Here is a 20,003-nt window from a genome sequence, read left to right as displayed (position 1 = left end):
ACCGTTAAAAGTTTATTTTTGTGCAAGCCTTACAATAAATTGCAGCTAAGAACAAACATAAACAATATTTCCGGCCTTCAGTTTTTTCAGATTCTGAGATTTGCAACATTGCTGCTTATTAGTATTGTATTTACAAAAACTAGTATTGGCACCGAAGCTATTGGGAATTACGAATATTTCCTTTTTGTTGCTGCATTGGCCTGTTCTTTTTGGATTAACGCCATAATTCAGTCGTTTTTGCCCTTGTTCAAAAACAATAATACGTTTAAAAATAAAGATCAAAAATCAGCTGAATTATTTAATGTATTTGCTCTCATAAGTCTGCTGAGTATAGGCGTGATAATCGTTCTGACTTCTTTTCATTTTTTGTATTCTAGCCTACCCTATTTTCGCCTGCTACTTCTGTACATTTTTCTCAGCAGTCCGGCTTTTCTGCTTGAATATATCTATTTATTAAAGAACAAAGCTCACCGGATTATTTGGTACGGGCTAATCACTTTTTTGGTGCAATTTGCGTTTGTTGCCGGTCCGGCCTTTTTAGGATGGGATATGAAATACAGTATTGTTGGTTTGGTACTGATTTCGGCAGTACGTTACGGCTGGCTTTGGGTTTTATTAAACAAATATGCCCGGTTTTTATTCTCTGTAGATTTTTTAAAAGAACATATTTCGTTAGCAATGCCACTGGTAGCAAGCAGCTTACTTGGAGCATCAGCGCAGTATATTGATGGGTTTTTGGTACTTAATAAATTCGACACCTCCACTTTTGCCATTTTTCGCTACGGTGCCAAAGAGTTTCCGTTGGTGGTGTTAATGGCCAACGCAATGAACACCGCCTTGATTCCCGAATTCTCTTCAAAAGAAAAAGTGCAAGAATCGTTAAAAGTCTTACGTGCAAAATCTGCGCGATTAGCACATTTTCTTTTCCCGGTAAGCATTTTGTTCATTCTTATTAGTGAATGGCTTTATCCAATAGTTTTTAACGCGGATTTTGTTGACAGCGCAGCAATTTTCAATATTTATTTACTACTGATAATCAGCCGTCTTGTTTTTCCACACACCTTACTAATTGGATTAAAGAAGACAAAAATTGTAATGTATGCCTCAATGGCAGAATTACTGCTAAATATTGTTTTAAGCGTAATTTTTATCGAATACTGGGGAATTGAAGGAGTAGCTTTTGCCACATGTATTGCTTACAGCGTACAAAAAATTATTTGGGTAATTTATAATAAAACAGTGCTAAACATTGCCGCCCGCGAATATATTCCAATACCAATATGGGCTGTTTATTCGCTACTTACTTTACTGGCTTTTGTGCTGGTGTACTTTTAACCGTGCTTTAAATAAAAAGACAAACATTAACATGATAAATAGAACACTTTCTGAAATAGTACATTGTACCAATTGCGGAGCCATTCCATTAACTTCGGCTGAAGGCAAGAGCCAACTGAATTGTAAAAAATGCGGGGCAAATTACGAGGTAAAAAACGGTGTTTTAGTTATGCTTCCCAACCACGCAGCTAAAGAAATGGCCGATTCAGAAATTCACTCAAAGCAAAGTTCGGTTTTTAACTACATCGATCATTACCAGAAAGACGGCATTGAACACGACTATTTTCAGGAACGTGACCCGGGGACAGAACACATCGAGCGCAGGGTAAGAGAACAGATTTTTTCGCAATTTACAAACACAACAGGCAAGGTACTCGATGTAGGTTGCGGCCGGGCGTGGGTTGCGCAACATTTGTGTCCTAAAAACTATGAGGTAATTTCAATGGATATCTCCTTGAAAAACACCACAGAGGCACTAAAATTATATCCGTTTAAAAATCACTCGGCAATTGTTGCCGATGTATTTTCCTTACCTTTCAATGAAAATAGTTTCGACTACATAATTGCTTCAGAAATTATTGAGCATGTTGTTGATCCGAAAATATTTGTTGAAAACCTGATGCGGGCACTAAAACCCGGCGGCACACTGATTGTTACCACACCTTACAAAGAGAAAATCAGATACTCGCTGTGTGTACACTGTAACAAACTAACTCCGCTCCACGCACACATTCACTCGTTCGACGAGAAAATCCTCAGCACCATGTATGCCGGAGAGGATTTACAATCGTGCAATTACATCACATTTGCCAATAAAATTCCCATCCACCTGCGAATGCACCTGTTTTTTCGCTTTTTCGGGTTTCGTTGCTGGAAAATAGCCGACAGGTTTTTTAACCTTATACACAATTCACCCATGCGAATACTGGTTAAATGGCAAAAAAAATAAATTTAGGATTCTTAGTCTGAATTCAATTCAATAACACTTTTGAGTTCGGGTAATTTAAAGCTATTTTTGTTTAAAATCAATTGTTATCATGATTCAACTAAAAGGCTGGGCACGCAACACACTCTTTATAGCCGGACTACTCTTTATCATTTTTTTACTGTGGTACTTTAGCGCCATCGTAAGCTATATTCTTATTTCGGTAGTACTTTCGTTTATAGGCCGTCCTTTAATCCGTTGGTTGATTAAACTAAAATACAAACGACTGAAAATGCCAAAAGGCCTGGCAGCGTTTATAACGCTGCTAAGCTTATGGATTGTTTTTATTTCGTTTTTTCGTTTTATGATTCCCTTGCTAATCAGCGAAGTAGAAACCCTGGCTCGTATTGATTTTACACTGGTGCTTGATTCTATTGAAGAGCCTTTGCTTAACCTGATGCACGTTTTTAGTAAAGATGCTGTTGCCATCGAATCAAAAAATTTCCTCGATATTGTTACCGAAAGCCTTGGTGCTCAAATCGATTTTTCACAGGTTTCCAACTGGTTTGGGCTTGTGGCAGGAACAATTGGCGAACTTTTAATCGGCTTCTTTTCGGTTTCATTCATCACTTTTTTCTTTCTGAAAGACGAAACCATGTTCCGCACTTTTATCATCCTTCTGGTACCTACTCACCTCGAAAAAAAGGTTGCCCACATTCTGGATTCAATTTCGTATTTGTTGCGGCGGTATTTTATCGGACTTCTATTTGAAGTATTTATGGTTATGCTGCTCGTTACCATAGGCCTTACCATTACGGGAATAGAGTTTAACCATGCCGTGGTAATTGGCCTGTTTTGCGGCATGTTTAACGTAATACCTTACCTTGGCCCGTGGATGGGAGCCGCTTTGGGCTTACTTATTGGGGCCGCATTACATATTCATCTCGACTTTAGCAACGAGGTACTGCCAATTCTGGGCTGGATGACCCTGGTTTTTCTATCGGTGCAAATCATAGACAATGTACTTTTTCAACCGCTCATCTATTCCAGCAGTGTAAAAGCCCACCCCCTCGAAATATTCCTGGTGATTATGGCTGCCGGAAGCCTGGCAGGCATTATTGGGATGATTCTGGCTATTCCGGTTTACACCATTCTTCGGGTTATTGCCAAGGAATTTTTTGAGAATATGAAACTGGTAAAAAAAATAACTGAACACCTTGAAAAAGAAAAGGCTTAACGCTCAAATCTTCTTCTCTCATAAATAATTAAAATCGAATTTATATTTTCATAAATCTTAACTATCGCATTTACCGAACATTCTTTTCTGTTTAACGTAAAAAAGTCAATTCTCACAAAACTTTAAGGTCTTTTTATTGTTAATAGGTTAAATCCGATAAAAAGGCCTTTGTTATAATACTAAACTTAACAGAATGAGAGAACACTTCTTTAGGAGAAACTCAGTAAAAAAGATACCGTTTTTCGTTTCCCTGCTCGCTTTTGTTACATGTTTTTCACTGTCAATTAACACTTATGCCGATGGGCTTGAATCAGTCATTTCCGACGGGCATTCGCATGAAGACATAAAACGTGGCGAACGTTTTTTTAAAGGTTTGCTGCCTTTCGAGCGTGCTAACGCCTCTTGTGTTAGTTGTCATAATTTAAAACAGGTCGACACCTTAAACTGGAATCCATCTGCCATGGATATTGCCTTAAAATATGTCGACAAAGATTTTGAAAGTTTTCAGTCCACCGTTCTAAATCCGGTAGGAGTTAAAATGGAAGCTTCACACACAAGTTTCAATATTAGCGAGGAGGACTTGCGAACGGTAAAAATTTACCTCGACGATTTGGTACATACCGGTGTGCCAACACCCAAACCAACCTACTACAACCTTATTCTGTTCTTGTTTTTGGGTTTAATAATTACCTGGGCCATTGTTGAGCTTATTTTCATCCGAAAAATAAAACTTAAATTCATTCCACTGATTTTGCTACTCGGGGCATTTGGCTGGCAGGTAAAAATGATTGTTACCGATGCGATTCGTCTGGGTCGTCAGGAAAATTATGCTCCGGATCAACCCATAAAATTCTCGCACAAAGTACATGCCGGCGACAACGGGATAGACTGCCTGTATTGCCATACTACTGCAGAGCACAGCAAATCGGCTGGCATTCCGGCAACCAATTTATGCATGAACTGCCATGTACTTATCAGGGAAGGAACAAACAGCGGAAAATTTGAAATAGCAAAAGTGGTTGACGCTGCCGAAAATGGGAAACCCATTGAATGGAAACGCATACACAACCTGCCCGACCATGTTTATTTTAACCACGCGGTACATGTTGGCTCGGGAAAACTTGACTGTATGCAATGCCACGGACCAGTTGAAGAAATGGATATTATGGAGCAACACAGCGACCTCTCTATGGGTTGGTGTGTAAACTGTCATCGCGATACCGAAGTAGACTTTGGCAACAACGGTTACTACGAGCATTATGTGCAATTACACGAAGACCTGAAATCGGGTGCTATCGACTCGGTAAAAGCAGCAGACATTGGCGCAAACGACTGTATGCGTTGTCATTATTAATAGATCAAGTTTTAAGCAGAATCAAATAAACTATGACAAAATATTGGAGAAGTTTAGAGGAGTTAAACAATCCGGCAGAGTTTAAAAAGAATGAAATTAAACTGGAACTGGATGCTAAACGTGCCGTGTTAAAAAAAGCCTCCGGCGCATCGCGTCGCGATTTTCTAAAAACCTTCGGATTCAGTGTTGCTGCAGCTGCGGTTGTTGCAAGCTGCAAACGCCCGGTTGATAAAGCCATTCCCTACCTGGTTAAACCCGAAGAAGTTTCGCCGGGAATGGCCAACTATTATGCCTCTACCTATTTTGAGGCCAACGAATATTGCAGCGTTTTGGTAAAAGTGCGCGATGGCCGCCCAATAAAAATTGAAGGCAACGACCTTTCACCCATATCGCAAAAAGGAACCTCGGCACGTGTACAAGCCTCAGTGCTCGATTTATACGATGATGCCCGTTTTAAAACCCCATTAAAACGAGGTGAAGCCACCAATTGGGCAGAAGCCGACAGTTACATATCGAAAAAATTAAGCCAACTAAATGCCGACGGCAAAAAAGTTGTACTGCTGACATCAACCCTAATTTCTCCATCAACCAAAAAAGTAATCGCAAACTTTCAGGAAAAATTCCCCAATGTGGAGTGGGTAAAATACGATGCCGTTTCGGCCAGTGGAATGTTGCAGGCCAACCAACAAAGTTTTGGAACAGCCTTAATTCCTGATTACCGATTTGAACGGGCGAAGGTAATTGCCAGCTTTGGCGCCGATTTTTTGGGTACCTGGCTATCGTCAACCGAATATACCAAAGCCTATGCCGCCGGAAGACGGGTGCTCGACCAGGGCGATGAAATGAGCCGTCATTACCAGTTTGAAGCAGGAATGACACTTACCGGTTCGAATGCCGATGTGCGCGTACCCATAAAACCATCGGAAGAAAAGACACTATTAACAGCCCTTTATTATCAGCTTTTACAGGCTAAAGGAACAGTAACCATTGCTGCCCCCGGAAGCCCGGTTGATGTAGCAGGATTAGCTGAAGACTTACTGGCTAACGAAGGGCAATCACTTGTAATTTCAGGCACTAACGACACTGATACTCAACTGATAGTAAATGCCATAAACAATCTTTTAGGCAACTACGGATCTACAATTTTATGGGATAAACCCCTGCTAAGCCACCAGGCAATTGATGCCGATTTTGAACAGCTGCTTGGCGGGTTAAAAAGTAAAGAAGTTGCAGGTTTGCTCTGTTGGGGGGTTAATCCGGTATACAACCACCCGAAAGGAGAAGAAATAAAAGCGTTGATTCAAGGTGCAGAACTCTCGGTATCGTTTGCCGACAGAAAAGACGAAACAACAGCAGCCTGCCATTGGGTGTGCCCCGCTCCACACTACCTTGAGGCCTGGAACGATGCAGAAGTTAAAACAGGTTCGTACAGCCTGGCACAGCCTGCCATATCAAAACTTTTTGATAGCCGTCAGGCACAGGAAAGTCTGCTGAAATGGGCAGGAAATGAGGCGCCCAATTATTACGAATATGTAAAAGCCAACTGGGAAGAAAACTACACTGGTTTGCAATCAAAATATTCCGATTCAAGATTATTCTGGAACGATGCCTTGCAAAAAGGTGTATTCGAAACAGCGACAATTGCAGAAGCACCTGTTTACAGTGAAAATGGATTAGAAAATGCCTTACAACTTGGCGGAGCTGAATCTCAAGGATGGGAGATTGTTTTCTACCAAAGTGTGGCATTGAAAGACGGAACTGCTGCCAACAATCCGTGGTTACAGGAATTGCCTGATCCCGTTGCGAAGATCAGCTGGGATAATTTTGCCGCAGTTCCGGTAAAATGGGCCGAAGAGAATGGCGTTCAGAACGAATCGGTGATTACTATAAACGGGTTGGAAATGCCTGTTTTTGTTCAGCCCGGACAAGCTCCCGGAACCATTTCGGTGGCCTTGGGTTATGGCCGCCAAATTGCCGGAAAAGTAGGCGATGGAGTGGGTAAAAATATGTTCGCACTCACACCAATTAAAAACGGCGGCAAACAATTTTGGCTAAGCGGAGCCGATGTTCAAGCTACTGAAAAGACATACGAATTGGCTTTGTCTCAAACACACCACTCAATGGAGGGGCGGCCAATTGTGCGCGAAACCAATTTCGATAAATGGCAACTCGACCCTGCCTCGGGGAACGAAATTCGCGAAGTACACAAAAAACACCACGTTTCGCTCTATCCCGAGCAGGAATTTAAAGGGCACCACTGGGCAATGGCTGTAGATCTTTCGAGTTGCATTGGCTGTGGAAACTGTTCCATTTCGTGCCAGGCCGAAAACAATGTGCAGGTGATCGGAAAAGAACAAGTGCGCAACCGTCGGATTATGCATTGGATTCGTGTTGACCGTTATTTCTCGAATGATGCAGAAAACCCCGATGTGTATCATCAACCCGTTATGTGCCAGCACTGCGACAATGCACCCTGCGAAAATGTTTGTCCGGTATCGGCAACACCACACAGTGATGAAGGACTAAACCAAATGGCCTACAACCGCTGTGTAGGAACCAAATATTGTGTAAACAACTGCCCATACAAAGTGCGGAGGTTTAACTGGTTTCAGTACGTAAATAACGATGCATTTGACTATGCCTCAAACAGCGACCTGGGACGCATGGTATTGAACCCCGATGTTACTGTTCGTTCGCGTGGTGTGGTTGAAAAATGCTCGTTCTGTGTACAACGCATCCAGGAGAAAAAGGCAGAAGCCAAAGTTGCCGGTAGAAAACTGCAGGACGGAGAGATTCAACCTGCATGTGTACAGTCGTGCCCGGCTGATGCACTGGTTTTTGGCGACCTGAACGATCCGAACGGCAAAATAAACAAGCTGTTTAAAAACGAACGCAATTATCATTTACTTGAAGAACTGCACACCCTGCCATCGGTAGGTTATTTAACCAAAGTAAGAAACAAAAAAGCATAAACGCCTATGTATAATTCAGCCGTTAGAGGAAAACTTATTGATGGCGACAAGTCGTACAGCCAGATATCGAAGGAGATACTCGCTCCGATACACGACAAAACACCTTTGTGGTGGTATGCGGCCATGCTGGTAAGTTTGGGCATGTTTGGTTTTGGCTTGTATTGTAAATACGTTACCATTTCAACCGGTATTGGCACCTGGGGAGTAAACAACTCTGTTGCCTGGGGCTGGGCCATCATCAACTTTGTTTGGTGGATAGGAATTGGCCATGCCGGAACCGCATTTTCCATATTCCTGCTTATTTTAAGGCAGAAATGGAGAACAGCTATTAACCGTGCCGCAGAAGCAATGACTGTTGTAGCTGTATTTTGCGCCAGTCTCTTTCCCTTGTTGCACATGGGGCGTCCGTGGTTATTTTTCTATATTTTCCCGTATCCGAATACGCGTGGTCCGTTGTGGGTAAACTTTAACTCGCCCCTGTTCTGGGACTTTGTGGCAATTTCTGCCTACCTGCTTATTTCGGCCAGTTTCTGGTATTTTGGTATGGTACCCGATTTTGCTACCGTGCGCGATACGGCCAAATCCAAAATAAAAAAAGCAGTGTACGGTTTTTTTGCATTCGGATGGACCGGATCGAGCCGCGAATGGCTACGTTTTGAAGGACTTAGTTTTGTGCTTGGAGGTATTGCTGCAGTGCTGGTTGTTTCGGTACATTCAATTGTTTCTACCGACTTTGCCGTTTCGGTACAAGCCGGATGGCATACCACTATTTTCCCGCCTTACTTTGTAATTGGGGCTATTTTTTCGGGTTTTGCCATGGTACTTACCCTCGTTATTACCATGCGTGGACTGTATAAAATGAACGATTTTATTACCGACCGACATGTGGATGCCGTTTGCCGCATCCTTATATTTATCTCGCTGATTATGGGTACAGCCTACATGACCGAGATTTTTATTGCCTGGTACTCCGCTTCGGATTACGAGAACTATATGTTCTTTAAAAATCGCTTGTTTGGCGACTACGCCTTTCAGTTTTGGGCCATGTTTACAGCCAACGCTGTAATTCCTCAACTGTTTTGGTTTAAAGCCGTTCGCAAACGCATGTGGATTGTTTTTATCATCTCCATAATTATAAATATTGGAATGTGGTACGAGCGATTTAACATTGTTGTTACCACCCTAAGCCGCGATTATCTGCCCGCTGCATGGGCCAATTACTCGCCCTCGTGGGTTGAAATCGGATTCTTTGTTGGTACCCTGGGCATGTTCATTGCCGGCGTACTGTTGTTCTTCCGCTATATCCCAATGATTGCTATTTCGGAATTAAAAAGTGTGGCAAAATTCGACAAACCTAATAACGGACAACTAAAAGCTAAATCTCATGAGTAAAAAATATATGTTGGGTGTATTTAATGATGAGGCAACGCTGGTTGATGCCTTTGAAAAGCTAAAAAACAAAGGCTTAACTCCGGTTGAGGTGTATACGCCTTATCCGGTGCACGAAATACTGGAAGGAATGCCAATAAAAACACGTATTACACATGCTGCTTTCTTTTTCGGACTGTTTGCAGCAATTGGCATTCTGGGCTTTTTAACCTATGCCGCGGTGTACAGCTGGCCTTTGCACTACGGAGGAAAACCTTTTAACGCATTTCCCTCGTTTATTGTAGTTACCATTGTGGCCACCATTCTTTCTATCACCTTACTAACCTTGTTTACCTTTTCGGCACGTGCCAATATATTTCCGGGCAAGAAGGCCAAAATCTTTCATGAACGTGCAACAGATGACAAGTTTGTAATGGTTTTTGATGAAGCTGATATTGTAAAAAACAGCGAATTGGTAAAAACTATTCTGACGGAACATGGTAAAATTGAAAACAAGATTTCAGACTAAAAATATGAACAGTAAAAAGAACATAAAAGGAAGAAGCTTTTTGCAGAGTTTTACTTTTTCATTGCTGATTGTGGCTTTTGTTTTGCTAAGTGCCTGCGACTACAACCGCCGTACTACCGGGTGGCAGTATTTTGAGGACATGGTAACTTCACCCGCCTACGAGAGTTACACTGCTAACCCGAATTTTGCTGATGGAAAAACGATGCAACCACCTGTGCCGGGAACAATTCCGCGTGGCATGGTGCCTTACGCTTACGAAAAAACAGATGAAGACAGAGTACTGGCTGCTGCAACACTGGTTAACGAACTGGAAAACAATAAAACAAACCTTCAGCGTGGTGAAAAAATGTATGGAGTTTACTGCATGCAATGCCATGGCGATACCGGCGATGGACAAGGTCCGTTGTATGTTAATAAGAAATACACTTACCCACCGGCCAGCTTGTTAAGCGAGAAAATGCTTGCCAGCCCCGAAGGCGATATTTATCATGTAATAACCGTAGGCCATGGTATTATGGCCGAACACGGATCGATGATTCGCCCCGAAGACCGCTGGAAGATTGCCATGTACGTGAAAGAGGTTTTACAAAAGTAATGCGATAAAGAACTGAAAAAGAACAAAAAGGAACAGATATGGAAGACCGTTTAGTACTTTCAAACCGATTTAAAATGGCCACTTATGTTTTAATGGGCATAGGCGTAATATCATATGCGCTTGGTTTTGTTTTTGATGCAGAACGAACCTGGGCAAACTACCTGTTAAACAATTACTATTTTGTTTCGCTGGCTATTGGAGCCGCCTTTTTTGGAGCCATCCAGTACATTACCCAGTCGGGCTGGTCGGCCCTGTTTAAACGCGTGCCCGAAGCTATGGTAGCCTATCTGCCGTTTGCTGCAGTTTTTTTTCTGATCCTTTATTTTGGCATGCATTCGGTTTTTGAATGGACCCACCACGAAGTGGTTCAACACGACCGCATTCTGCAACACAAATCGCCATACCTTAATATTCCGTTCTTTTTTGTGCGCGTAGTGGTATTTTTTGCAGCCTGGATTATTTTAACCAAAGTATTGCGAAAGTTTTCGCTAAAAGAAGATGAAGTAGGCGGCATGCTTTACTTCCGGAAATCCGAATTGTACTCCAAGATCCTGATTTTTGTACTGGCTCTTTCGTTTAGCTTGTTTTCGGTTGATATGTTAATGTCGCTCGAGCCGCATTGGTTTAGCACCCTGTTTGCCGGAAAAAGTTTTATGGCCGGAGTGCTTCATGCAGCATCCATTATTGCATTAATCGTAATACTTTTGTCAAAACAAGGTAAATTCCCGCAATTAAACAGTAGCCACCTGCACGATTTTACCCGCTACATATTTATGGCCAGTATTGTTTGGGGCTATTTTAATTTTGCCGAGTTTATGCTTATCTGGTATGGCAACATCCCCGAAGAAACAGGGTGGTTTGTGCACCGCTGGCATGGTGCCTACAAAGTGCTTTTCTTTGTAAACATTGTGCTTAACTGGGCCATTCCGTTTTTGGTTTTAATGCCGCGCAAAACCTCGCGAAGCAAACTTTTTATGCTGCCCGTAATTTTTATACTTATTGTGGGACAATATACCGAACTTTACTACATAATCTGGCCTCCAACTGTACACGAGGCAAAATTTGGCTTGCTCGAAATTGGTACTTTCCTGGGTTATGCCGGATTATTTACGTGGGTGGTGGGAACAACACTTACAAAAGCCAGTTTAGTCCCCAAAAATCATCCTTATCTGGAAGAAAGTATTCAACATCATTTTTAACCAAAAGTTTATAGCCTCTTAGAATTGCTTGCCCGGTGTAGTATCACTTAATACCTCAAACTATCAAGAAAAGAGTTGTGCGTATTCCGTTGTTATATTTGTTAAGAACATTGGAGTTAGAATCTTTCATGAACAGTTTGTCCTCTAAAAATCACCATTCGCCGAAATTCGTTATCACCGGAAGTATTTTCGCATTTACTTTACGCATATTTAAAACCAAACCTGTAATTTGCAGGAGTTAAATCTTACTATTCAATAAAAACAATATGGAATTATTTGAAGCGCGTAATGTAAACAAGGTTTTTGCCAGCACACAGGCCTTAACTGATGTTAGCATTTCGGTAAAAGAACAAAGTATTTTTGGTTTGCTTGGCCCCAATGGCGCGGGCAAAACCACCCTAATCCGCATTATTAACCAAATCACCGCCCCCGATAGTGGTGAAATTTTTCTGAAAGGCAAACGCATGAACCGTGCTGACATTTCACATATTGGCTATTTGCCCGAAGAACGCGGTTTGTATAAAAAAATGAAAATTGGAGAACAGGCCATCTATCTTGCACAGTTGAAAGGTATGTCGCACCGCGATGCAACAAAAAACCTGAAATTGTGGTTCGAGAAATTCGACATTATGCCCTGGTGGAACAAAAAAGTAGAAGAACTGTCGAAAGGAATGCAACAAAAAGTGCAGTTTATTACCACCGTGGTTCATCAACCTAAGCTGCTTATTTTCGACGAACCCTTTAGCGGTTTCGACCCTATAAATGCCAACCTGCTGAAAAAAGAAATTCTCAACCTGAAAAAAGAAGGTGCCACCATTATTTTTTCTACCCACAATATGGGATCAGTTGAAGAGCTTTGCGACCATATCGCCCTGATTAATAAGTCGAAAAAAATTGAAGACGGTCCAACCGATGAAATCCGCATGAAGTACAAATCAAACACCTTTGATATAAAATACCGGGGCGATTTTAATAAGGTTGACCTGGCGTTAGGTACCGATTACAATATTATCAGCCATAACGAATCGGAAAAAGAAAACACTTTGAAAGTGCAATACCTCAACGGGAATTCGAATAACAACCTGCTATCTGCTATAATGCCGGTTGCCGAAGTTCTGTCTTTTGAAGAACTTATTCCGAGCATGAACGATGTATTTATTAAAGCTGTTGAAGAATCGAACAAAAACTAAACAAGCCATTATGAATAACACTTTACTGATATTAAAGCAAGAATACCTGAAAAGGGTTAAAAAGAAATCCTTTATCATATTAACCATATTAATGCCCTTTTTAATAGCCGGGGTATATGGTTTGGTTATTTATTTTTCGATAAAAGACGACACCGAAGAACGCACCATTGCTGTTTATGATGCCACCAATCTTTTTCTGGGCGAATTTACCGACCAGGGTACAACCAAATACCATTTTGTACCCAAAGAAGAATTTTCGAGCCTGAAAACAAACCTGAAAGGCAGCGGGTATTATGGTCTTTTATACATTCCATCAGACATTTACTCGAATAACCTGGCCCAGCTGTTCTCCGAAAAACAGCTGCCTTTTGAGCTAACCGAACAAATACAACGTAAACTCAGTCGATTTATCGAGAACGATAAACGGCAAAAAGTAATTAGCGAAGCTGGCATACCCAATCTGGAAGAAAGTTTGGACAAAACAAAAACATGGGTTAACCTGAGCACCTTAAAAATTACCGAATCGGGAGAAACCAAAAAAAGCTCGTCGATAGTAGCCTTTATAGCCAGCTATGCCATGGGGCTTATCATTTATTTCTTTGTGTTTATGTATGGAGCCATGGTAATGCGTAGTGTTATGGAAGAAAAGAAAAGTCGCATTATCGAGGTAATAATATCATCAGTAAAACCCAGCCAGTTAATGGCCGGAAAAATTATTGGCACCGCACTGGTTGGCCTAACACAGGTGGCCATTTGGGTTATCTTAGGCGGAATTGGCCTGGTGGTGGTGCAAAGCTTTTTTACACCCGAATCGGCACAACAAATGGGGCAAAACCTGATGGAAACTCAAGGCCAGATGAACCCGGCCATGACTCAGGCTGCCGAACCCAACAAGGTTATGGAAGTGATGGAAATGATAGGCAATTTAAACCTGCCGCTTATTCTCTTTTCTTTTGTTTTTTATTTCCTTGCAGGTTACCTGCTGTACAGCGCATTACTGGGAGCCGTTGGCGCAGCTGTTGATAACGACGAAGACTCGCAGCAAATGGTATTTCCGGTAACCTTCCCGCTAATCCTTTCAATAATGTTGCTGTTTCCAATTGCCAAAAACCCCGAAGGTGCCTTGGCCTTTTGGTGCTCCATAATTCCGTTTACCTCGCCTGTGGCCATGATGGCACGTGTACCGTACGACTTACCACTTTGGGAGCTGTTACTTTCAATGGGATTATTGGTTTTAACAACTATTGGATGCATAATGGCGGCTGCAAAAATTTACCGCATCGGACTGCTCATGTACGGAAAGAAAGTAAATATTAAAGAGCTCATAAAATGGCTAAGATATAAAGGTTAGCACAAGATTGAAGGCAAGGAATGGCGATTCCTTTAGTTGCAATTTGGGCATCGTAAATCTTGAGTCTTCTTAACAAAAAAGCAAAAAACATGATTTTTTTCATATTTATTATTTAGAATCAATTAAAATTACATATATTGCCAACGATTATGAAAAACACCTGTTACCATATGATGATGTGTTGTTGTTTCCAACAAAATGGGAAAGGTGTTATAGTATTTTAAGTTGAACTTAATGGTGAAATTATACAAGGCCTTTCCATAATGGAAGGGCCTTTTTATTTGAAAATACATTACCGAAATAACTCAAAATTTGAAAAATGAAAGCAAAAAACATTTTAGAAACCATTGGCAACACGCCACACGTAAAAATTAACCGCCTTTATCCGGCAGATTACGAAGTATGGGTAAAAGTGGAGAAAACCAATCCGGGCGGAAGTATTAAAGACCGTATTGCCCTGTCGATGATTGAAGATGCCGAGCAGAAAGGCATTTTAAAAGAAGGTTCGATTATAATTGAGCCGACTTCGGGAAACACAGGAATTGGCCTGGCCCTGGTGGCAGCGGTAAAAGGTTATCGATTAATATTAACGATGCCCGAGTCAATGTCGCTCGAAAGAAGAAGAGCACTGAAAGCGCTGGGAGCCGAGCTTGAACTTACTCCAAAAGAAAAAGGAATGAAGGGCGCTATTGCCAAAGCAGAAGAACTGGCTGCCGAGCTTGATAATTCGTGGATTCCCTTGCAGTTTAACAACCCTGCAAATGTTGAAGTACACCGCAAATTTACCGCAAAGGAAATTCTTGCTGATTTTCCTGAAGGTTTTGACTACCTGATTACAGGAGTGGGTACCGGAGGACACATTACCGGTGTTGCCGAGATATTAAAAGAGAAATTTCCTGATTTAAAAGTTTTTGCTGTTGAGCCCGACACCAGTCCGGTTATTGGCGGCAAAGACCCCGGTCCGCATGGAATCCAAGGTATTGGAGCAGGTTTTATACCTAAAAATTTGAATACCGAAATATTGGACGGTACTATAGAAATTGGGAAAGATGAAGCCTTTGAGTATGCTCAGAAAGCAGCCCAACAAGAAGGCCTTTTTGTGGGGATTTCATCAGGAGCATCATTGGCGGCTGTTGCAAAAAAAATTCAGGAACTGCCAAAAGGTTCGCGAATTTTAACCTTTGCCTACGACCACGGAGAACGCTATTTATCCATCGAGGGATTGTATTAATAATTCAGCTGACAAGAGAAAGGAATCATTATTTAGTGGTTCCTTTTTTTATGAATACACGCAAAATATACCATCAAAAATCTCTATCAAACAAAAGTTCCCTATTTATTGTTCCTTTTTTGTAAATTAACAAAAACTTACAATGAAAGGATTAGCTATGTTTTTAACCGGACTAATTACAGGAATACTCTTATCCGTAATAATAATTGTACTTGTACTGCCTAAACAAATGTTTGTTGTAAACGAGAGTAAATATGGCTTCGAAGAGACCGTGGCTAAAATCGAGCAATCGGTAAAAGACAATGACTGGAGCATGCCGCATTTATACGATTTACAGGCAACAATGAAAAAGCACGGTTTTGATGTGAAACCTGTTAAAGTTTTTTCGCTTTGTAAACCCGACCATGCCTACAAAATTTTAAGTAGCGACGAAGAACGGGTTGTTTCGGCACTAATGCCCTGCCGCGTAGCTGTTTACGAACGCAATGGAAAAACCTATGTTTCGATGTTAAACTCGGGGTTATTCTCGAAATTAATGGGCAATAAAGTAAAAACAGTAATGGGAGCTGCAAGTGAGGAAAATAAACAAATACTTGCTCCCGTTATCAAATAAACAAAAACAATTAACCATGAAAAAACTATTTTATGTGCTGGTGCTTTTTGCATTTGTAGCTTGTAACACCAACACCAAAAAAAATGCTGATGAAACAAAAGCTGCTGAAATTACAGAAGCTACAATTAACATTGGTGGCCTTCATTGCGAGAACTGTGTGGCTTCAGTAACCAAAGGAATTAACGAGCTGGAAGGCATTGCAGAGGTTAAAGTAACCCTTGCAGATTCTTCAGCTGTGGTAAAATTCAATGCATCGGCAGTGTCAATTGACGAGATACAGAAAAGCATTGAAAAGCGGGGGTACACCATTAAAAGTGCCGACTAAGCAAAGTAACCCACTGTTATTCACAGTGTTTTGGTGATATCTCAAATTTATTTTTCGGCATAATTTTTGTAAAATAACGTACATTGTGAAAAAGCCATATAGAAATGAAACAAAATTTTAGAAACGGAAAACTGGAAATAAAAGAAACAGGGCCTGTGTGGAAAGTTAAAGTTGCTATTTCTTCAGCAGTTTCTGATAATTCCATTAGGCATTACAAGAATGCCAGGAAATTAAAAATGAAAGTAATTTTGAATTAAAATAAAGCTTTGGTCAAACGATCAATGCTTTTTTTTGAACCAAATTGTGCTTTTACCATCCACTAAAACACCAGCACAAAACAGGTAAACCGCTGCAACTATGCGGTTTCTCCCATCAATAAAAATATCAAAACTCATTTTCAGGCTTTACATTTCGCCTGTCAACATACATTCGCACAAAAAAATAGCCAATGGTTAACAGAGCATAACTGCCAGCCTGCAGGTAAAGTTTTAGCACCTCTGTTTTAACTTCCATTAATCCTACTCCCATTGTACGTATGCGCAAATAAGCAGGTACGCCGGTTGTTCCAGGCAAGATTTTCGACAAGCCGGCTAACCATTCGGGCATAGCTGAAACAGGCCACGAGATTCCGCTTAAAAACAATGCTATGGGCGAAAGAAACATCATAAAAACGATGGCCGATTCGCGGTGCCTGAAAAGGGTTGACAGGCCAATTCCGAAAAAAATAACGGCCAACAGAAAAGGGAAAAGCAACATAAGTACATCAAGAAAATTTCCTTTATCGGGATAACTAAACCAATGATGAATAATAATTAAAGCCAGACAAATATTGAACAATGAAATGAGTAGGTAAGCTCCAACGCGCCCAAAAACCAGGGGAATAATTTCGCGGTAACGTTTTGCCGCTTTAAGCTGAAATGGCGATGCTTTAGATTCGGAGAAAGTGCCTCCCATAATTCCAATGCCAATTAACAATGTTTGCTGAATGATAATAATTATTAGCCCCGGCATAATGAAACTTCCGTAAGCCCCTGAGGGATTGTAAAGCGTGTGCGTTTGAATGCTTAAAGGACCTGCAGCAATTTTTGCCTGCCGTAGCGATTTTCCTTCAGCCAGGTAGTGTTTTACGCCAATCCCCGCACCAAACAGAGCATTAACAGTTGAGGCTGCGGTGTAAAATGTTTTGTATTTTAACAGGTAGCTTCCATCGGCGTAAACGGCAACGTTGGTTTGTTTTGTTGCCAGCATATCTTTCTGAAAACCTTTGGGAATAAGCAATACACCATCAATTTTATTCGTCATAAAAAGCTCCTCTGCTTGTTTTAAACTATGCGGCTTACAATTTACACTTACATTTTCAGTAGCATCAAGCATTCGGGTATACGCCCGGCTGGCCGACGTTTGGTCCAAATCAACTACACCAACCGGCAAGTTGGTTAGCACCTCGTTAAAATACCCAAACGAATACAGCAATGGATAAATAATTAGGGCTCCGATTAGAATTAACACAGCTCCGCTATCAGCAAAAATGGCTTTTAATTCTTTGATGAAGTGAATAGCCGTCAACTCGAAACTGTTCAGGTTTTTACTTTTGTTAGTTATCATTTTTATAGTTTCCCCCAATATTTTGAATCACTTAAGCCTCTTTTATACAACTTGAAAGAACTCATTCCAACCAGCATAAACAAAAGCATATAGCAAAGGTATGGTAAGGCTTCTTTTAGCGGTGCTCCGCGCAACGACTGCGAAATAAAGAGTTTTTCCCACCAGGTAAACGGGAAAATAGCCGTAATAGGTTTAACCAACGGCAACATACCTTCCATAGGGAAGGTTAAACCCGAAAAGGTAATACCCATCATAATATAGGCACTGCCAACTGATAAGGACAAACGCAGGTTTTTTGTGAGTGCCACAATTAGTAAGCCCAGTAACTGGTAGGCAATTATGCTTATTAACTGACCACAAAAAAGAACAAAGAAATTGCCATTTAAGGGTGTCCCTTCAATCACATATAAAAGGTAAGCAATAAACATGGCAAAGCCACAATAGATAAAAGTATAAGGAAACAGTTTGCCTGCAATGGCCAGCCGTACGCTGTTGTTTCCGGCTGTTAACAAACTCTTCCCGGTTCCGCGCTTAAGCTCGTTGCCAAAGGTGTAAACCGAGCTCATAAAAGCAAATAGAAACAGAATGAAATAAAGCATTGCCGAGTTAAGAAAATAGGAATAGTTAGAATACGGATTAAACAAAACGTGCTTTTGAATAGTTACCGGCAAGGCTCTTGCCATGGCTTCTTCGGTATTTGCTCCACCAAGTGCCAGTTTTTTTAGCTGAATACCCGCCGAGTAGGTTCCAAGGGTTGTTAAAACCGAGCGTTGCACAATGCCTGCAACGGTAACATTGGTGCCATTTATGTATACCGGAACAGGAGCTTCAATTCCCTGAAATACATTTTTTTCCAATGCTTTTGGCAATACAACAACCGCATCAACCTTCCCATTTTTCAGCCATTGTTGCGCCAGAAAAATATCGGGGTTAGCGGCAACAATTTCCACATCGGGAGAAGCGTTAATCGCATGGCCAATTTTAATCGACAAGGATGAATTATCCTGATCGACAAGGGCAATTGGCAAACGTTTAGCCACCCCTTGCTGGAAAATAAAGAACAGTAAAAATATGCCTGTTAGCGGTCCCGTTACCAGCAGGAACCGGTATGCCGTATTAGCTTTAATCCTTTCGGTTTCGCGGCTCATTACTTCAAAAATGGGATGCCTTTCTTTCCCGCTCATTTTTTATTGATTTTCGGGTAAAGTAACTACAGCCGTCATCCCGGGGCGTAAGCCTTCTATTTTTTTACACGGACGTGCCTCAATTTCAAACGATTTTAAATCAAATTCGCCGGAGGTTTTGGTAGCATTCCAACGGGCAAAACTTGCCGACGGACTAATGTATTTTACTTTAAATTCGAATTCTTTTCCGTCTAAACCGGGGATTACCGCATTAAAACTTGCCCCCATCTTAAAATGGCTCAAATAATCTTCGCGAATAAAAAGGGTTAGCCACACATCGTCTAAATCAATTAGCGTTACAACCGGAAAGCCGGTAGCCACCAATTCACCTTCCTCTACATTTATTCCCGACACCTCTCCATCGGCTATGGCATTTATCGATGTCTCTTGAAGATAAGCTTCCACCTCGGCAATAGCTGCCTCGGCGCGTTTTACCATTGCTGCTGCTGCTGCTTTATCTTCTTCGCGAGCCCCTTTTTCGGCTTTTTGCCAAATGGCTTTAGCTGCATTTGCGGTTTCGCGTGCCGCTTTCATCTGCGTTTCTGCTTCGTCGCGTTTTTGTGCCGGAACTACCCCGTCGTTAAACAGGTTCTCTACACGGGCAAATGTTTTTTCGGCAAACTGCGCTGCCGCTTCCGCCTTTACAAAAGTGCTGTAGGCAGCGGCAATGTCTTCCTGCTGGGCGCCATTTTGTGCTTTTCGGCTTTGTGCACTGGCAGCAGAACGAGCTGCATTGGCATTGGCAAGTTTGGCAGTTATTTCGGGGCTATCAATGGAGAAAATAAAATCTCCTTTTTTTACTGTTTGTCCTTTTTCAACCGCAACCTGCTGTATTCGTCCCGGAATTTTTGAAGCAATACTGTATTGTTGGGCTTCTACTTCTCCCTGCAAAACCACAGGCTCTTTTTTTGAAACAACCACAAAAGTGTAAATCATAAATGCCAAAATGGCTGCAATTACTATAAGTGTGCTTAACGTCTTTTTATTCAT

The 20,003-nt window shown here is 41.4% G+C and carries 18 protein-coding genes; 15 read left to right on the top strand and 3 right to left on the bottom strand.

Features of this window, described 5'->3' with window-relative positions; all coding sequences use genetic code 11:
• Nucleotides 1-18: 18 nt before the first annotated feature.
• The 15 genes from QZ574_RS03860 to QZ574_RS03790 all read left to right on the top strand — a co-directional run bounded on the left by QZ574_RS03860 (nt 19) and on the right by QZ574_RS03790 (nt 16,481).
• Entirely contained in the window at nt 19-1,335 is a 1,317-nt protein-coding gene (locus tag QZ574_RS03860; RefSeq protein ID WP_363313435.1) for a polysaccharide biosynthesis C-terminal domain-containing protein, read from the top strand.
• Nucleotides 1,336-1,366: 31 nt separating this feature from the next.
• Complete coding sequence (locus tag QZ574_RS03855; RefSeq protein WP_297086965.1) at nt 1,367-2,284, top strand: class I SAM-dependent methyltransferase; 918 nt, start codon at nt 1,367-1,369, stop codon at nt 2,282-2,284.
• An 88-nt stretch (nt 2,285-2,372) separates the two neighbouring features.
• The gene (locus QZ574_RS03850) at nt 2,373-3,497 is read left to right on the top strand and encodes an AI-2E family transporter (RefSeq protein WP_297086963.1); all 1,125 of its coding nucleotides are present in this window, start codon (nt 2,373-2,375) and stop codon (nt 3,495-3,497) included.
• A 193-nt stretch (nt 3,498-3,690) separates the two neighbouring features.
• Entirely contained in the window at nt 3,691-4,851 is a 1,161-nt protein-coding gene (locus QZ574_RS03845; RefSeq protein ID WP_297086961.1) for a cytochrome c3 family protein, read from the top strand.
• Between the two features lie 32 nt (nt 4,852-4,883).
• Nucleotides 4,884-7,823, top strand: coding sequence for a TAT-variant-translocated molybdopterin oxidoreductase (locus QZ574_RS03840; RefSeq protein ID WP_297086959.1), 2,940 nt, complete (start codon nt 4,884-4,886; stop codon nt 7,821-7,823).
• Nucleotides 7,824-7,829: 6 nt separating this feature from the next.
• The gene (gene nrfD, locus QZ574_RS03835; RefSeq protein WP_297086957.1) at nt 7,830-9,215 is read left to right on the top strand and encodes an NrfD/PsrC family molybdoenzyme membrane anchor subunit; all 1,386 of its coding nucleotides are present in this window, start codon (nt 7,830-7,832) and stop codon (nt 9,213-9,215) included.
• Nucleotides 9,208-9,720 carry a DUF3341 domain-containing protein gene (locus QZ574_RS03830; RefSeq protein ID WP_297086955.1) on the top strand — a complete coding sequence of 171 codons (513 nt, stop codon included), beginning with the start codon at nt 9,208-9,210 and terminating at the stop codon, nt 9,718-9,720. The genes nrfD and QZ574_RS03830 overlap by 8 nt, the downstream gene beginning before the upstream one ends.
• Before the next feature lie 4 nt (nt 9,721-9,724).
• Nucleotides 9,725-10,315 (top strand): cytochrome c, encoded by a 591-nt coding sequence (locus tag QZ574_RS03825; RefSeq protein ID WP_297086952.1) that lies wholly within the window; start codon nt 9,725-9,727, stop codon nt 10,313-10,315.
• 38 nt (nt 10,316-10,353) lie between these two features.
• Complete coding sequence (locus tag QZ574_RS03820) at nt 10,354-11,514, top strand: hypothetical protein (RefSeq protein ID WP_297086950.1); 1,161 nt, start codon at nt 10,354-10,356, stop codon at nt 11,512-11,514.
• Between the two features lie 266 nt (nt 11,515-11,780).
• A complete protein-coding gene (locus QZ574_RS03815) occupies nt 11,781-12,704 on the top strand; it encodes an ATP-binding cassette domain-containing protein (RefSeq protein ID WP_297086948.1) in 924 nt (307 codons plus the stop codon).
• Nucleotides 12,705-12,714: 10 nt separating this feature from the next.
• Complete coding sequence (locus QZ574_RS03810) at nt 12,715-14,055, top strand: ABC transporter permease (protein WP_297086946.1); 1,341 nt, start codon at nt 12,715-12,717, stop codon at nt 14,053-14,055.
• Nucleotides 14,056-14,374: 319 nt separating this feature from the next.
• The gene (gene cysK / locus QZ574_RS03805) at nt 14,375-15,286 is read left to right on the top strand and encodes a cysteine synthase A (protein ID WP_297086944.1); all 912 of its coding nucleotides are present in this window, start codon (nt 14,375-14,377) and stop codon (nt 15,284-15,286) included.
• A 142-nt stretch (nt 15,287-15,428) separates the two neighbouring features.
• On the top strand, nt 15,429-15,899 hold the full coding sequence (locus QZ574_RS03800; protein ID WP_297086941.1) for a DUF302 domain-containing protein: 471 nt from the start codon (nt 15,429-15,431) through the stop codon (nt 15,897-15,899).
• A 16-nt stretch (nt 15,900-15,915) separates the two neighbouring features.
• Nucleotides 15,916-16,224, top strand: a complete 309-nt coding sequence (locus tag QZ574_RS03795; protein ID WP_297086939.1) for a heavy-metal-associated domain-containing protein — start codon at nt 15,916-15,918, stop codon at nt 16,222-16,224.
• A gap of 104 nt (nt 16,225-16,328) precedes the next feature.
• On the top strand, nt 16,329-16,481 hold the full coding sequence (locus QZ574_RS03790; RefSeq protein ID WP_297086937.1) for a hypothetical protein: 153 nt from the start codon (nt 16,329-16,331) through the stop codon (nt 16,479-16,481).
• Between the two features lie 127 nt (nt 16,482-16,608).
• Here QZ574_RS03790 and QZ574_RS03785 read toward each other — a convergent pair whose 3' ends face one another.
• Genes QZ574_RS03785 through QZ574_RS03775 form a run of 3 tightly spaced genes read right to left on the bottom strand, consistent with a single transcriptional unit; the run spans nt 16,609 to nt 20,003 of the window.
• Nucleotides 16,609-17,829 (bottom strand): ABC transporter permease, encoded by a 1,221-nt coding sequence (locus QZ574_RS03785; protein ID WP_297086935.1) that lies wholly within the window; start codon nt 17,827-17,829, stop codon nt 16,609-16,611.
• A gap of 2 nt (nt 17,830-17,831) precedes the next feature.
• Nucleotides 17,832-19,013, bottom strand: a complete 1,182-nt coding sequence (locus QZ574_RS03780; protein ID WP_297086933.1) for an ABC transporter permease — start codon at nt 19,011-19,013, stop codon at nt 17,832-17,834.
• 3 nt (nt 19,014-19,016) lie between these two features.
• Nucleotides 19,017-20,003: an efflux RND transporter periplasmic adaptor subunit gene (locus QZ574_RS03775; protein ID WP_297086931.1), complete on the bottom strand. Its 987-nt coding sequence runs from the start codon at nt 20,001-20,003 to the stop codon at nt 19,017-19,019.

This window comes from uncultured Draconibacterium sp. (assembly GCF_913063105.1).
GTDB lineage: Bacteria > Bacteroidota > Bacteroidia > Bacteroidales > Prolixibacteraceae > Draconibacterium.
This window is presented reverse-complemented; position numbering and strand designations above follow the sequence as displayed.

Excerpts from the sequence above, each read along its gene's own strand:
- QZ574_RS03855 (WP_297086965.1), top strand. The coding sequence starts at position 1,367 with ATGATAAATAGAACACTTTCTGAAATAGTACATTGTACCAATTGCGGA.
- QZ574_RS03850 (WP_297086963.1), top strand. The coding sequence starts at position 2,373 with ATGATTCAACTAAAAGGCTGGGCACGCAACACACTCTTTATAGCCGGA.
- QZ574_RS03815 (WP_297086948.1), top strand. The coding sequence starts at position 11,781 with ATGGAATTATTTGAAGCGCGTAATGTAAACAAGGTTTTTGCCAGCACA.
- QZ574_RS03845 (WP_297086961.1), top strand. The coding sequence starts at position 3,691 with ATGAGAGAACACTTCTTTAGGAGAAACTCAGTAAAAAAGATACCGTTT.
- QZ574_RS03790 (WP_297086937.1), top strand. The coding sequence starts at position 16,329 with ATGAAACAAAATTTTAGAAACGGAAAACTGGAAATAAAAGAAACAGGG.
- cysK (WP_297086944.1), top strand. The coding sequence starts at position 14,375 with ATGAAAGCAAAAAACATTTTAGAAACCATTGGCAACACGCCACACGTA.
- QZ574_RS03775 (WP_297086931.1), bottom strand. The coding sequence starts at position 20,003 with ATGAATAAAAAGACGTTAAGCACACTTATAGTAATTGCAGCCATTTTG.
- QZ574_RS03810 (WP_297086946.1), top strand. The coding sequence starts at position 12,715 with ATGAATAACACTTTACTGATATTAAAGCAAGAATACCTGAAAAGGGTT.
- QZ574_RS03840 (WP_297086959.1), top strand. The coding sequence starts at position 4,884 with ATGACAAAATATTGGAGAAGTTTAGAGGAGTTAAACAATCCGGCAGAG.
- QZ574_RS03785 (WP_297086935.1), bottom strand. The coding sequence starts at position 17,829 with ATGATAACTAACAAAAGTAAAAACCTGAACAGTTTCGAGTTGACGGCT.
- QZ574_RS03830 (WP_297086955.1), top strand. The coding sequence starts at position 9,208 with ATGAGTAAAAAATATATGTTGGGTGTATTTAATGATGAGGCAACGCTG.
- nrfD (WP_297086957.1), top strand. The coding sequence starts at position 7,830 with ATGTATAATTCAGCCGTTAGAGGAAAACTTATTGATGGCGACAAGTCG.
- QZ574_RS03820 (WP_297086950.1), top strand. The coding sequence starts at position 10,354 with ATGGAAGACCGTTTAGTACTTTCAAACCGATTTAAAATGGCCACTTAT.
- QZ574_RS03795 (WP_297086939.1), top strand. The coding sequence starts at position 15,916 with ATGAAAAAACTATTTTATGTGCTGGTGCTTTTTGCATTTGTAGCTTGT.
- QZ574_RS03825 (WP_297086952.1), top strand. The coding sequence starts at position 9,725 with ATGAACAGTAAAAAGAACATAAAAGGAAGAAGCTTTTTGCAGAGTTTT.
- QZ574_RS03780 (WP_297086933.1), bottom strand. The coding sequence starts at position 19,013 with ATGAGCGGGAAAGAAAGGCATCCCATTTTTGAAGTAATGAGCCGCGAA.
- QZ574_RS03800 (WP_297086941.1), top strand. The coding sequence starts at position 15,429 with ATGAAAGGATTAGCTATGTTTTTAACCGGACTAATTACAGGAATACTC.